The sequence below is a fragment of the Citrobacter braakii genome, from assembly GCF_009648935.1.
In the GTDB taxonomy this organism is placed as follows: domain Bacteria; phylum Pseudomonadota; class Gammaproteobacteria; order Enterobacterales; family Enterobacteriaceae; genus Citrobacter; species Citrobacter braakii.
The window spans coordinates 2,643,237-2,658,190 of the sequence record NZ_CP045771.1 but is presented as its reverse complement, the minus strand read 5'-3'; the positions used below and the strand labels follow the sequence as shown (position 1 = coordinate 2,658,190).

Annotated in this window: 12 protein-coding genes; 9 read left to right on the top strand and 3 right to left on the bottom strand. The window is 51.6% G+C overall.

Features of this window, described 5'->3' with window-relative positions:
- Positions 1–19 precede the first annotated feature (19 nt).
- Positions 20–1,210 (bottom strand): mannonate dehydratase, encoded by a 1,191-nt coding sequence (gene uxuA, locus GFC06_RS12270; RefSeq protein WP_103766557.1) that lies wholly within the window; start codon positions 1,208–1,210, stop codon positions 20–22.
- A gap of 202 nt (positions 1,211–1,412) precedes the next feature.
- Between uxuA and GFC06_RS12265 the strand changes: the two genes are divergently transcribed.
- From GFC06_RS12265 to yejF, 9 genes are all read left to right on the top strand, one after another.
- Positions 1,413–2,879, top strand: a complete 1,467-nt coding sequence (locus GFC06_RS12265) for a mannitol dehydrogenase family protein (protein ID WP_103766558.1) — start codon at positions 1,413–1,415, stop codon at positions 2,877–2,879.
- Between the two features lie 119 nt (positions 2,880–2,998).
- The gene (locus GFC06_RS12260; protein WP_019077241.1) at positions 2,999–3,985 is read left to right on the top strand and encodes a CobW family GTP-binding protein; all 987 of its coding nucleotides are present in this window, start codon (positions 2,999–3,001) and stop codon (positions 3,983–3,985) included.
- Between the two features lie 35 nt (positions 3,986–4,020).
- The gene (locus tag GFC06_RS12255) at positions 4,021–4,734 is read left to right on the top strand and encodes a phosphatase PAP2 family protein (protein ID WP_019077242.1); all 714 of its coding nucleotides are present in this window, start codon (positions 4,021–4,023) and stop codon (positions 4,732–4,734) included.
- A gap of 413 nt (positions 4,735–5,147) precedes the next feature.
- A complete protein-coding gene (mepS, locus tag GFC06_RS12250; RefSeq protein WP_003027474.1) occupies positions 5,148–5,717 on the top strand; it encodes a bifunctional murein DD-endopeptidase/murein LD-carboxypeptidase in 570 nt (189 codons plus the stop codon).
- A 172-nt stretch (positions 5,718–5,889) separates the two neighbouring features.
- A complete protein-coding gene (locus tag GFC06_RS12245) occupies positions 5,890–7,449 on the top strand; it encodes a cyclic di-GMP phosphodiesterase (protein ID WP_049282332.1) in 1,560 nt (519 codons plus the stop codon).
- A gap of 99 nt (positions 7,450–7,548) precedes the next feature.
- The gene (locus GFC06_RS12240; protein WP_047500957.1) at positions 7,549–9,363 is read left to right on the top strand and encodes an extracellular solute-binding protein; all 1,815 of its coding nucleotides are present in this window, start codon (positions 7,549–7,551) and stop codon (positions 9,361–9,363) included.
- The gene (locus GFC06_RS12235) at positions 9,364–10,458 is read left to right on the top strand and encodes a microcin C ABC transporter permease YejB (RefSeq protein WP_016153751.1); all 1,095 of its coding nucleotides are present in this window, start codon (positions 9,364–9,366) and stop codon (positions 10,456–10,458) included.
- Entirely contained in the window at positions 10,458–11,483 is a 1,026-nt protein-coding gene (locus GFC06_RS12230; protein ID WP_016153752.1) for an ABC transporter permease, read from the top strand. Before GFC06_RS12235 ends, GFC06_RS12230 begins: the two co-directional genes overlap by 1 nt.
- A gap of 1 nt (position 11,484) precedes the next feature.
- Positions 11,485–13,074: a microcin C ABC transporter ATP-binding protein YejF gene (yejF, locus tag GFC06_RS12225; RefSeq protein ID WP_047500955.1), complete on the top strand. Its 1,590-nt coding sequence runs from the start codon at positions 11,485–11,487 to the stop codon at positions 13,072–13,074.
- A 3-nt stretch (positions 13,075–13,077) separates the two neighbouring features.
- Here yejF and GFC06_RS12220 read toward each other — a convergent pair whose 3' ends face one another.
- Both GFC06_RS12220 and GFC06_RS12215 read right to left on the bottom strand, forming a co-directional pair.
- Positions 13,078–13,422 carry a YejG family protein gene (locus GFC06_RS12220; protein ID WP_029139605.1) on the bottom strand — a complete coding sequence of 115 codons (345 nt, stop codon included), beginning with the start codon at positions 13,420–13,422 and terminating at the stop codon, positions 13,078–13,080.
- A gap of 333 nt (positions 13,423–13,755) precedes the next feature.
- The gene (locus tag GFC06_RS12215; protein ID WP_153690199.1) at positions 13,756–14,946 is read right to left on the bottom strand and encodes a Bcr/CflA family multidrug efflux MFS transporter; all 1,191 of its coding nucleotides are present in this window, start codon (positions 14,944–14,946) and stop codon (positions 13,756–13,758) included.
- Positions 14,947–14,954: the final 8 nt, after the last annotated feature.

Below are 14,954 nucleotides of genomic sequence, written 5' to 3'. Positions count from 1 at the left end.
ACAATCCCTGTTGTTAACCTTACAGCAGATCGCGGAACTGCGTTTGTTTTAACGCCAGCTCAACGCCGCGAACTTCCGCCAGCCCTTTCAGGCGACCAATCGCGGAGTAGCCTGGGTTGGTTTTCTTGTGCAGGTCGTCAAGCATCTGGTGTCCGTGATCCGGACGCATCGGGATAGGACGCAAATCGCCCGCCTTTTTACGGCGCTGTTCTTCGCTCAGGATGGCAGCAACCACCGATACCATATCCACATCGCCTTGCAGGTGCGCACCTTCGTGGAAGGTTTTCGGGTTATCTTCACGGCAGGTGGAGCGCAAATGCGTGAAGTGGATTCGATCGCCAAAGGTTTCGATCATTTTCACCAGATCGTTATCGGCGCGCACGCCGTAGGAACCGGTGCACATGGTGAAACCGTTATTGATGCTGTCGACGGTTTCTTTCAGCCACTGCATATCTTCGATAGTCGAAACAATGCGCGGCAGGCCGAGGATCGGACGCGGCGGATCGTCAGGGTGGACAGCCAGACGCACGCCGACTTCTTCCGCCACAGGCACAATCGCCCGCAGGAATACCGCCATATTATCGCGCAGATCGTCTTTGCTGATGCCGTCATATTCAGCGAGGCGCGCACGGAACTGATCCAGCGTATAGCCCTCTTCCGCACCGGGCAGGCCGGCAATGATATTGCGGGTCAGCTTTTCGATATCGGCATCGCTCATAGCATTGAAGTAATTCAGCGCCTGGCGTTGTTCTTCTGCGGTGTAATCCGCTGCGGCGTCTGGGCGCTGAAGAATATGCAGTTCGAAGGCTGCAAAAGCAATCTGGTCAAAACGTAGCGCTTTGGAGCCGTCCGGCAACTGATATTCGAGATCGGTACGCGTCCAGTCGAGGATCGGCATGAAGTTATAGCACACGGTATCGATGCCGCAGGTCGCCAGATTACGGATACTCTGCTGATAATTGGCAATCCACGTTTGGTACTGGCCTGAACGCGTTTTGATATCTTCGTGGACAGGAATACTTTCCACCACCGACCAGGTCAGCCCTTTTTCAGCCAGAATAGCCTGACGCTGTTGAATCTCTTCTACCGGCCACACTTCACCGTTGGGAATGTGGTGCAAGGCGGTCACAACACCCGTTGCGCCAGCCTGACGCACATCATCAAGCGATACCGGATCGTTAGGTCCGTACCAACGCCAGGTTTGTTCCATTGTTTCACCTCACAAGTTGTTATACCAAATTAAACTACCTGAATGACGACTACCATACAGCCATCCCGGAGATGTTCAACAGATGGCCTATCATTGATTGATCCAGCTCACATTCCCCGGATAAATGAGGCACACCAATTCAATTTGCTGTCATATAACTTTATACTGCCATTGTTAATTAATGGTTAATCAGGTGTATTTAATGAAAACTATTGCCTCAGCGCCACTGGCGGAAAATGTCATGATGCCGCAGTACGACCGCCAACAATTAAAAACGCGGATTGTACATTTTGGTTTCGGTGCTTTTCACCGCGCCCATCAGGCGTTATTAACCGACAGGGTGCTGAATGCGCAGGGCGGAGACTGGGGAATTTGCGAGATCAGTCTGTTCAGTGGCGATCGGCTGATGCGTCAGCTTCGCGAACAGGATCATTTATTTACCGTGTTAGAAAAAGGGGCTAACGGCAACCAGCCTATTGTTATCGGTGCCGTTAACGAATGCCTGAACGCCACGCTGGATTCGCTGGCGGCCATTATTGAAAAATTCTGCGAGCCTCAGGTCGCGATTGTCTCGTTAACCATCACGGAAAAAGGCTACTGCATCGATCCGGCGACGGGTTCGTTAGATCTCTCTAATGCGCGTATTATTCACGATCTGCAGACACCGGCTGAACCGCACTCCGCCCCCGGTATTATCGTAGAAGCGCTGCACCGCCGACGTGAACGTGGGCTGCAGCCGTTTACCGTCCTTTCCTGCGATAACATCCCGGACAATGGTCATGTGGTAAAAAATGCCGTACTGGGGATGGCGGAAAAACGCTCTCCTGAGCTGGCGCACTGGATCCAGGAACACGTCAGTTTCCCGGGTACTATGGTGGATCGGATTGTTCCCGCCGCCACCGAAGAGTCGCTGGCTGAAATCGCCCACGAGCTTGGCATTGCCGATCCTTGCGCAATCAGCTGCGAGCCGTTTATTCAGTGGGTGATTGAAGACAACTTTGTATGTGGTCGTCCGCTATGGGAAACCGCGGGTGTCCAGATGGTTGAAAACGTCTTGCCGTGGGAACAAATGAAACTGCGGATGCTGAACGGCAGCCATTCGTTTCTCGCTTATCTCGGCTATCTGGCCGGATTCCAGCACATCAGCGACTGTATGCAGGATAGCGCATTTCGTGAAGCCGCTTACCGGCTGATGCTCACCGAACAGGCCCCCACGCTGCAAATTACCGATGTTGATTTAAACCAGTATGCCTTAAGCCTGCTGGACCGCTTTGCCAATCCGGCGCTGAAACACAAAACCTGGCAAATCGCGATGGATGGTAGCCAGAAATTACCCCAGCGAATGCTGGAAGGGATCCGCGTGCATTTAGCACGTCAAAGCGAGTGGCCGCTGTTGGCGCTCGGCATCGCAGGCTGGATGCGCTACGTGAGCGGTGTGGATGATTCAGGCGCTACGATTGATATTCGTGACCCGCTCAGTGAGAAAATTGCCGCTCTGGTGGCACAGAGCACTGAATCAGAACGCGTCAGCGCCCTGCTTTCGCTGCATGAGATTTTCGCCGCCGATCTCGTACAGAATCCGCAGTTTGTCGCGGCCATTCAACAGGCCTGGCAACGTATTACCCAATACGGTGCGCATCAGGCTGTCATTGAAACGTTAAAAAATTAACGATTTCTGCCATTAAACAGGACGAAGCACGTCTTCGTCCCCTCCCCCCTTCTCTTTTTCCCCATTTTTCGCCAGGATTGTTAAATGCCATTACGGTAATTTATGATTCTGGAGTAATTGTGACTAAAACCAATCTCATCACTGGTTTTCTCGGCAGTGGCAAAACCACCTCTATTCTTCATCTATTGGCGAACAAGGATCCCGCAGAGAAGTGGGCCGTGCTGGTCAATGAGTTTGGTGAAGTAGGTATTGATGGCGCCCTGTTAGCCGACAGCGGCGCATTGCTAAAAGAGATCCCCGGCGGCTGTATGTGCTGCGTTAACGGTCTACCGATGCAGGTTGGCCTCAATACGCTGCTGCGTCAGGGAAAACCCGATCGATTGCTGATTGAACCTACTGGCCTCGGACACCCTAAACAAATTCTGGATTTACTCACCGCACCGGTTTACGAACCGTGGATCGATCTGCGCGCGACCCTCTGTATTCTTGACCCCCGGCTGTTACTGGATGAAAAAAGCGTCGCCAATGACAATTTCCGCGATCAGCTGGCCGCCGCAGATATCATTGTTGCCAATAAAGCCGACCGCGCCACAGCGGAAAGCGAAAACGCCTTGCAAACCTGGTGGCAACACTACGGCGGCAATCGCCAGTTGGTTCATGCCGACCATGGGCAAATTGACGGGCAGTTACTGGATTTACCCCGACTAAACCTGGCAGAGCTTCCTGCAAGCGCAGAGCACGCCCATAGCCATGCAGACAAAAAGGGACTGGCGGCATTGAGTCTGCCGTCACAGCAGCGCTGGCGGCGCAGCCTGAACAGCGGCCAGGGCCATCAGGCCTGCGGTTGGATTTTTGACGCCGATACGGTGTTCGATACCATCGGTCTGCTGGAATGGTCCCGTCTTGCCCCCGTGGGGCGCGTGAAAGGTGTCATGCGTATAAAGGAAGGGCTGGTGCGCATTAACCGCCAGGGAGAGGACTGGCATATTGAGACGCAAAACGTCGCGCCACCGGATAGCCGTATTGAACTCATCGCCGATACTGAGACCGACTGGAATACGCTACAGAGTGCATTGTTGAGACTTCGTTTAGACGCTAACGCGTAAGGTTGCCTTCGTTTTTATAGCAATGGTAAACGATGATGAAAACCCGATACCCTCTTATTCTCCTACTCAATATTGCGGGGCTTGCGCTGTTTCTGTCCTGGTATCTTCCTGCCGGACATGGGATCTGGTCTTCATTGGATACGGGCGTTTTCCGCTTCTTTAACCAGAAACTGGTGGAAAGCCCGCAGTTCTTGTGGATTGTTGCTATTACCAATAACCGGGCATTTGATGGTTGCTCATTGCTGGCAATGGGCGCCTTGATGCTGCATTTTTGGCTGAAAGAGACGTCGGAAGGTCGCCGACGCATTGTCGCTATTGGCCTGGTTATGCTGCTCACCGCAGTGGTATTAAATCAGTTAGGCCAGGCGCTTATTCCCGTTAAACGCGCCAGCCCTACTCTGATGCTGGATAATATTTATCGCGTCAGCGAACTGCTGCATATTCCGACTAAAGATGCGTCCAGAGACAGTTTCCCCGGCGATCACGGTATGATGCTGCTTATTTTTTCCGCATTTATGCTGCGTTATTTCGGAAAAGTCGCCGGAATAATCGGCCTTATTATCGCTGTGGTTTTTGCCTTTCCACGCATAATGATTGGCGCTCACTGGCTCACCGATATCGTGATCGGTTCCATGACTGTCGTCTTGATTGGTCTGCCCTGGTGGCTAATGACACCGTTAAGCGACCGATTAGTCACTCTGTTTGCGAATTATCTGCCCGGTAAAAACAAACATTTTTTAAACAAATAACGCACAGTAATTAACATCATCAGGGAAAACTCTGATTCCCTGATGATGCTTGCCGATATTTCATCATTCTGGCTGTCATTCTCCCGTCATCTTATTCATCTTTAAAATGATTGGGTTGCGTCTTTTTTATCCCGATTGTTCTTAATTTAGGCAATGCCGGTTATTCACTTTCTGTATCAATTTTTCTTATAAGAAATCACGTAAATTCACTCGCAATGACCGGACCGATCGGGTAATCTCGAACTCGTTTTGCCTCGCGGGATAATTATTCTCTTCAGGAATAAATTTGTGCGTTCTGCCACAGATTTGACCTTAAAGAATTGTCTCATCGTGCGATGGTAATTAGTCTCGTCACGTTTGGCATTTTTTATAACGATATTTATCGTTAAGGACTTCAAGGGAAAACAAACAAAATGGTCAAATCTCAACCGATTTTGAGATATATCTTGCGGGGCATACCCGCGATAGCAGTTGCGGTTCTGCTTTCTGCATGTAGCACAACGAACACCGCCAGGAATATGCATTCTGAGACGCATGCTGTGGGCAATGGAGATAACTCTTCACTGCAAGCCTCTCAGGATGAATTTGAAAATATGGTCCGTAATATCGATGTTAAATCACGTATTATGGACCAGTATGCTGACTGGAAAGGCGTGCGTTACCGCCTTGGCGGCAGCACCAAAAAAGGTATTGATTGTTCAAGCTTCGTACAACGTACGTTCCGCGAGCAATTTGGTTTAGAGCTTCCTCGCTCAACCTACGAACAACAGGAAACGGGTAAATCCGTTTCGCGCACTAACCTGCGCACAGGCGATCTGGTTCTGTTCCGTGCTGGCTCCACTGGCCGTCACGTCGGTATTTATATCGGCAACAACCAGTTTGTACACGCCTCGACCAGCAGCGGCGTTATCATTTCCAGCATGAACGAACCTTACTGGAAAAAACGTTACAACGAAGCTCGCCGGGTCCTGAGCCGCAGTTAATTTCGTTTGGCAGCTATCCCTTGGCTATCCTGATGAGACATTTTGAAAAGCACTGCTTCGGCGGTGCTTTTTTTTTGCTTTGTCTTGTGACTAAGAAAAATCTCACAAGGTGAGTCATTTCAGGTTATATTCATACAGAATAAGCGGTTAACTCAGGTAAACATAAGGAACTATGTTTAAACGCTCCTCTTCATCCAATCAGAAAATCCTGCTTTCCTGTATGTTAACGGGGCTTATCGTCGCGCTCCTGGTGAGTACCCTGCAATTTTTCGTGACCTGGCATAAACGAGACATTAAGTACGACACGCTCCTTTCCGATATCCAGAATTATGTCAGCAGCTACTTCGCCGATCTCAAATCCACCACAGATGACCTTCAGCCACTGGTCGCCAACAGTTGTCAACAAGTCGCTGCTCAACTGACCTCCAGCGCAGCCTTTAGCCTCAACGTTCGCGCATTTTTACTGGTCAAAAACGGCATTGCTTTCTGCTCCTCCGCAACGGGAGCAATGTTCACCCCGATTTTAGATCTGGTCCCAAGCCTCGATATCAGCAGAAATATTGATGTGGAATTACTCCCCGGTACGCCCATGATGCCGAACAAGCCGGCGATAATGATTTGGCACCGGAACCCATCGTTCACTGATAGCGGCGTGTTTACCTCACTGAATATTAATCTGGCCCCTTACCTGCTTTATACCGCCCGACAGGATGATTTTAACGGTATTGCCATAGTCGTCGGTGATAACGCGATTTCAACATTTTCATCACGGATTATTGATGCCTCCGCTCTGCCCCACTCTCACTGGCGGCAGGCGACCCTGGAAGGTATTCCGCTACAGATTCGTTTATATGCCGATGAGTGGACCTATACCGATGTCTGGTATTCGATTATGTTGGGATGCATGGCGGGGATTATTGCTGCGCTTCTTCTCTGGTACTACATCTACACCATCCGTTTACGTCCGGGCAAAGATATCCTCAACGCTATCAAACATAACCAGTTTTATGTGGTGTACCAGCCCGTCGTAGAGGTGCAGACACTGGAGGTGAAAGGTGTAGAGGTGTTATTACGCTGGAATCATCCGACAACGGGTGAGATCCCACCGGATGCTTTTATTCACTACGCCGAATCCCAGAAAATGATTGTCCCGCTGACCCAGCATCTCTTTAAGTTGATAGCCCAGGACGCACCGATGCTGCAAAAAGTGTTACCCGCTGGTGCAAAATTGGGGATCAATATCGCGCCAACGCATCTGCACGGCGAGACGTTTAAAGACGACATTCATCACCTGCAGGCCTCGCTTCCCGCAAACCATTTCCAGATGGTGCTGGAGATCACCGAACGGGATATGCTTAATCAACACGAAGCCACAAAGCTTTTTGAATGGCTTCATTCCGCAGGTTTTGAAATTGCCATTGATGATTTTGGCACCGGTCATAGCGCGCTGATTTATCTGGAACGCTTTACCGTTGACTACCTGAAAATCGATCGCGGCTTTATTAACGCCATTGGAACAGAGACCCTGACCTCTCCGGTTCTGGACGCCGTGTTGACACTCTCTAAGCGTCTTAATATGCTGACGGTTGCTGAAGGGGTTGAAACGCCTGAGCAAGCCCGTTGGCTGCGCGATCGTGGAGTGCATTTTTTCCAGGGATACTGGATTAGCCGACCATTAAAACTTGCTGATTTCGTGCGTTGGATGGCGCAGCCCAATAAGCCGACGTGGTGATCGCAGTATGCGAATCATATACTCTCACTCGCCGCCACATCCCTTATCTTTCAGGCATGATGCCCGTCGGGTTGTGGCAGGAAAAGGAAATCGCTTTTAATGATCCCTCGCGTATTGCTGCTGTTTATCGCCCTCATCGGGTTTAGCGCCGAGGCGCAGTCCATCAAAGAAAGCTATGCTTTTGCCGTACTGGGCGAACCAAAGTACGCGTTTAACTTTAATCACTTTGATTACGTCAACCCTGCGGCCCCCAAAGGCGGGCAAATCACCCTCTCCGCCATCGGCACGTTCGATAACTTCAACCGCTATGCGATGCGCGGTAATCCCGGAGCACGTACCGAAACGCTTTACGATACGCTGTTTACTACCTCTGACGATGAACCTGGCAGCTATTATCCGCTCATCGCCGACAGCGCACGCTATGCTGATGACTATTCCTGGGTAGAAATCGCCATCAATCCGCGGGCGCGTTTTCACGATGGCTCCCCCATTACTGCCAGCGATGTCGCATTCACCTTCCACAAATTTATGACTGAAGGCGTGCCGCAATTTCGCCTGGTCTACAAGGGAACAACGGTAAAAGCGATCGCGCCATTAACCGTACGTATTGAATTAGCCAAACCGGGTAAAGAGGACATGCTCAGCCTGTTTTCATTACCCGTGATGCCAGAGAAGTACTGGAAAGATCATAAGCTCAGCGATCCCTTATCATCGCCTCCGCTCGCCAGCGGTCCTTATCGCATCACGAAATGGAAGATGGGTCAGTACATTGTCTATTCGCGCGTCAACGATTATTGGGCCGCTAATCTGCCCGTCAACCGTGGCCGCTGGAACTTTGATACCATCCGCTACGACTACTATCTGGATGACAACGTCGCCTTTGAAGCGTTTAAGGCCGGAGCGTTTGACCTGCGTCTTGAAAACGATGCCAAAAACTGGGCGACACGTTATACCGGTAAAAATTTCGCGAATCATTACATCATCAAAGATGAGCAAAAAAACGAATCCGCCCAGGATACGCGTTGGCTGGCGTTTAATATTCAGCGCCCGGTGTTCAGCGACCGACGGGTGCGAGAAGCCATCACCCTGGCCTTTGATTTTGAATGGATGAATAAAGCTCTGTTCTATAACGCCTGGAGTCGGACCAACAGCTATTTTCAGAATACCGAGTATGCCGCTAAAAATTACCCCGATGCGGATGAACTGGTGATACTTGCGCCCTTGAAAAAAGATCTCCCTCCTGAGGTCTTCAGCCAAATTTATCAGCCGCCGAAATCAAAAGGCGATGGCTACGATCGTGACAACCTGTTGAAAGCCGATGCCTTACTGGAGCAGGCCGGATGGGTACTTAAGGGACAACAGCGCGTAAACAGCGCCAACGGTAAACCCCTGAGCTTTGAACTGTTGCTCCCGGCGGGCAGTAACAGTCAGTGGGTGCTGCCGTTCCAGCACAACCTGCAGCGCTTAGGCATTACAATGAACATCCGCCAGGTTGATAACTCACAAATCACAAACCGGCTGCGCAGTCGTGACTATGACATGATGCCGAGATTGTATCGCGCAATGCCGTGGCCAAGTTCGGACCTGCAAATTCTCTGGGCCTCTGAATATATTGACTCCAGCTATAACGCCCCGGGCGTGCAAAGCCCGGTGATTGATAAACTGATCAACCAAATCATCGCGGCGCAGGGTGATAAAGCCAAACTAATCCCACTCGGTCGGGCACTGGACAGGGTATTAACCTGGAACTACTACATGTTGCCGATGTGGTTTATGGCAGAGGATCGCATCGCCTGGTGGGATAAGTTTTCGCATCCAGCTATTCGCCCCATTTATACCATTGGTCTCGACAACTGGTGGTACGACGTTAACAAAGCGGCGAAACTGCCAGCAGCCAGACGGCAGGGAGAATAAATGGGCGCTTATCTGATTCGACGCCTGCTACTGGTGATCCCAACGCTTTGGGCCATCATCACCATCAACTTTTTTATCGTGCAGATTGCCCCCGGTGGTCCGGTTGAGCAGGCCGTCGCCGCTATTGAGTTCGGACAAAGCGGGGCATTACCCGGCGCGGGTAGTGAAGGCATTCGCGCCAGCCACGCGCAAACCGGCGTCGGCAATATCAGCGACAGTAATTACCGAGGTGGCCGTGGTCTTGACCCGGAAGTGATCGCCGAAATCACTCGCCGTTACGGGTTCGATAAGCCCATTCATGAGCGTTATTTCAAAATGCTCTGGGACTATATTCGTTTCGATTTCGGCGACAGCCTGTTTCGTAGCGCCTCAGTGCTGACGCTTATCAAAGACAGCCTGCCTGTTTCCGTCACGCTGGGGCTATGGAGTACGCTCATTATCTATCTGGTGTCGATACCGCTTGGGATCCGCAAAGCCGTTCACAACGGCAGCCGATTTGATGTCTGGAGCAGCGCATTCATTATTATTGGCTATGCCATACCGGCTTTTTTGTTTGCGATTTTACTGATCGTCTTTTTTGCCGGGGGCAGCTATTACGACCTGTTCCCGCTTCGCGGACTGGTTTCCGCCAATTTTGATTCCCTGCCCTGGTATCAGAAAGTGACCGACTACCTTTGGCATATTACCCTGCCAGTGCTGGCGACGGTGGTTGGGGGTTTTGCCGCGCTAACCATGCTGACCAAAAACTCATTTCTGGATGAGGTACGCAAACAGTATGTCGTCACCGCGCGCGCCAAAGGGGTCAGCGAGAAAAACATTCTGTGGAAACATGTGTTTCGCAATGCCATGTTGCTGGTAATCGCTGGCTTCCCGGCAACGTTTATCAGCATGTTTTTTACCGGTTCGCTGCTGATTGAAGTGATGTTTTCGCTTAACGGTCTGGGACTACTGGGTTATGAATCCACCGTATCACGTGACTACCCGGTAATGTTTGGCACGCTCTATATCTTCACCCTGATCGGTCTGCTGCTGAATATCCTCAGCGACATCAGCTACACGCTGGTCGATCCCCGTATTGATTTTGAGGGACGCTAATGTCGCGATTAAGCCCCGTCAATCAGGCCCGCTGGGCGCGTTTTCGCCATAACCGTCGCGGCTATTGGTCGCTGTGGATTTTTCTACTGCTCTTCGGCCTTAGCCTGTGTTCAGAACTGATTGCCAATGATAAGCCGCTACTGGTGCGCTACGACAGTAGCTGGTATTTCCCCCTGTTCAAAAACTACAGTGAAAGCGACTTCGGCGGACCATTGGCGACCCAGGCTGATTATCAGGATCCGTGGTTACAGCAGCGCCTGGAAAACCGGGGCTGGATCCTGTGGGCGCCGATACGCTTTGGAGCCACCAGCATTAACTTTGCCACTGATAAGCCCTTCCCTTCCCCGCCTTCTGCACAAAACTGGCTGGGAACGGACGCCAACGGCGGTGATGTGCTGGCACGGATCCTCTACGGCACTCGTATTTCTGTCCTGTTTGGATTAATGCTAACCCTGTGCTCCAGCGTGATGGGGATCATGGCTGGCGCAATCCAGGGCTATTATGGCGGCAAGGTGGATCTGTGGGGGCAACGATTCATTGAGGTTTGGTCAGGTATGCCAACGCTGTTTTTGATCATACTGCTGTCGAGCGTGGTCCAGCCAAACTTCTGGTGGCTACTGGGCATTACCGTGCTGTTTGGCTGGATGAGCCTGGTTGGCGTGGTACGCGCGGAATTTTTACGTACCCGAAACTTTGATTACATTCGTGCCGCTCAGGCGCTTGGCGTGAGCGATCGCAGTATTATTCTGCGCCATATGCTGCCCAATGCGATGGTCGCCGCCCTGACCTTTTTACCGTTTATATTATGCGCCTCGATCACCACTCTGACCTCGCTGGATTTTCTTGGCTTCGGCTTACCGCTTGGCTCGCCATCGCTGGGAGAACTCCTGTTACAGGGTAAAAACAACCTGCAGGCACCGTGGCTTGGCATCACCGCGTTCATCTCCGTTGCCCTGCTATTATCGCTACTGATATTTATTGGTGAAGCGGTACGCGACGCGTTCGATCCCAACAAGGCGATTTAAGATGACACAACCGCTGTTAGCTATTGAAAATTTATCGGTAGGTTTTCGCCAACAGGAGACCGTGCGCACTGTGGTCAATACCCTCTCACTGAGGGTTGAAGCCGGGCAAACTCTGGCGCTGGTGGGCGAGTCCGGTTCGGGTAAAAGCGTGACCGCACTTTCTATTCTACGGTTATTACCGACCCCTCCCGCAGTCTACCTTTCCGGCGACATCCGTTTTCATGGTGAATCATTGCTTCATGCCGATGAGCAGACGCTTCGCGGCGTTCGCGGGAATAAAATCGCCATGATTTTCCAGGAGCCAATGGTGTCGCTAAACCCGCTTCACAACCTTGAAAAACAGCTGTATGAAGTGCTGTCGCTGCATCGGGGAATGCGTCGGGAGGCCGCGCGGGCAGAAATACTGACCTGTCTGGATCGCGTCGGCATCCGTCAGGCGGCCAAACGTCTCGCAGACTATCCGCACCAGCTATCCGGCGGTGAACGCCAGCGCGTGATGATCGCCATGGCGCTGCTTACGCGACCGGAGCTGCTTATTGCCGATGAACCGACCACCGCGCTGGATGTCTCCGTACAGGCGCAAATCCTGCAGCTGCTGCGGGAGCTACAGCGCGAGCTGAACATGGGATTACTGTTTATCACCCACAACCTCAGCATTGTGAAAAAACTCGCCGATACCGTTGCGGTGATGCAAAACGGCCAGTGCGTTGAGCAAAATCGAGCAGCACAGCTGCTCACTGCGCCAACACATCCCTACACGCAGAAATTGTTAAACAGCGAACCTTCCGGCGATCCGGTGCCTGTACCTGCTGGGCAAGCGCCATTGCTGGAAGTGGAAAAACTCTGCGTTGCCTTCCCCATCCGTAAAGGTATCCTGAAGCGCGTGGTGGACCATAACGTTGTGGTTAACAACGTCAGTTTTTCCCTCCGGCCCGGTGAAACGCTGGGGCTGGTCGGGGAGTCAGGATCGGGGAAAAGCACTACCGGGCTGGCGCTACTGAGGTTAATCACCTCACAGGGAAGCATTGTGTTCGATGGCCTGGCGCTGCATACCTTAAATCGCCGCCAGCTGTTACCGGTACGTCACCGCATTCAGGTTGTTTTTCAGGATCCCAACTCCTCGCTGAACCCGCGCCTGAGCGTGCTACAGATTATTGAGGAGGGACTGCGCGTTCATCAGCCAACCCTGTCAGCCGAGCAGCGCGAAGCGCAGGTGAAAGCGGTAATGGCGGAAGTGGGACTGGATAGCGAAACGCGGCATCGTTACCCGGCGGAGTTTTCCGGCGGTCAACGTCAACGCATAGCCATTGCCAGAGCCTTGATTCTCAAGCCTTCCCTGATCATTCTGGATGAACCAACATCGTCGCTCGACAGAACCGTACAGGCGCAAATCCTGACGTTGTTAAAGTCTTTACAGGAAAAGCATCGCCTGGCTTATATCTTTATCAGCCATGATTTGCACGTAGTACGCGCGTTATGCCATCAGGTTATTGTGCTAAGGCAGGGAGAGGTCGTGGAGCAAGGACAATGCGAGCACGTATTTAACGCGCCACAGCAGGCATATACGCGTCAGCTGCTCGCGCTAAGCTGACGCTCAAAACGGATTGTTATTTGAAAACGGCTCTGCGATGGCCACGCCGAAATTTTTCAGTCTGCAGGTCGCGGCAAATTCATCCTGGCGATTCACAAACAGGCACGGCTCTCCTTCGCATTCCAACACGGAACAAGGTACCTCAATGTCGCTGAGGGCCTGGCTGAGTTTATGCATGACTGACCACGCACTGTCGCCATCAGGGCTAAGCAATTTGAGCGCCACCAGGCTGTTCTCATTGCTCTGACCGTTTTGCGGAATCGGTTCAACCTTTGAACCTGCGAAACCCACCGACCAACGATAGCACTGTGGCAGACGATGAACGATTGAGAGTTGTAATGTCATCACTTTCTTTCCCTGGAAGTACAATCACTTCACAATTATTTTACATCAATATTAACACATCATTGACAATACGTCTTTAAACAGTTCGTAAACGTTTACACCCTGACTTTATGCCACTTTCCGAACCAAATATTTAAATTTATTCAACGGTTCTGGCATATTTCCGCGCTATATGTACTCGTTTCTGCGATCTAACTCAACCTTTTTAACTACAATGATGTGACTTTTTACATAAATTGATTTTACATAAAATAAACATAAGCGGGGAAATTGATAGATTTTCGGTTGATGTACATCAACTCTGGAGGCCCTATCGCCCCCAGGTTGTGTAATAGATCACCGTTTTTTGGCGCGGCTGGCGTAGAGATAGAAGAGAATTGAGCAGGTAGCGCAAAACGCTATCGACCAGATCATCGGCCAGGCCGAGTTAAAGGTCGCCAGTGACAGCAGCGCCCCAACGATGGCGCCAATGCCAAAACGGAACGTCCCTGCCAGCGATGACGCCGTTCCCGCCATATGTGGAAATTCATCCAGAATGACCGCCATGGCGTTGGATGACACCATCGACACGCAGCCAACAAACGCCGCAACACCCACCACCAGCGCCCAGAAACCAACCCCGAACAGCGCGCTAAAGACCATCCAGCCCGCCATCACGAACTGGATCCACAGGCCAGTACGGAACATATTCAACGCCCCAACCCGACGAACAAAGCGGCTGTTGATGATGGTCATCACGAACAGGAAAACAATGTTCAGCGCGAAGTAATAGCCGAAGTGCTGCGGTGAAACGTGGTTGATCTCAATGTAAACAAAAGGTCCGGCGCTCAGGAACGAGAACATCCCGGCAAAACTAAACCCACTGGCCAGCATATAGCTCAGTACACGCTTGTGGCGAAACAGCGAGGCAAAGTTGCCGAGAGTAGTACGCAAGCGAAACGGCTGGCGGCGGTCAACCGGCAAGGTCTCTTTGATCAGCGTAAAGATCATCACCGACGCCAGAATAGCCGCCACGGCGAGGATCCAAAAGATGTAGTGCCAGCTCAGCCATACCAATACCCAGCCGCCCACGATGGGTGCCAGTAAGGGTGCAATTGTCGTGACCAGCATGACAAATGACATCATGCGCGAAAACTCTTCCTTCGGATAGATATCGCGCATCAGGGCGTTGATAACCACGCTCGCCGCTGCCGCAGCCAGACCATGGAAGAAACGCATCACGATCAGTTGATCGATAGTTTGTGCCAGCGCACAGGCAACTGCCGCCGCCGCAAACACCAGCGTCCCGCCCAGAATCACCGGCTTGCGCCCAATGCTGTCAGCCATTGGACCATAGAGTAACTGCCCCACCGCGAACCCAAGAATATAGGTACTGAGGGTCATCTGCGCGCTACCTGCAGGCACACCAAACTGTTCAGAGATAACAGGTAGTGCCGGAAGATACATATCAATCGACAACGGCATCAGCATGGCTAACAAGCCAAGGATAAAGACAATGGCAATTGACGAGTTCTGCCGGGTGGTCACATTTAGCT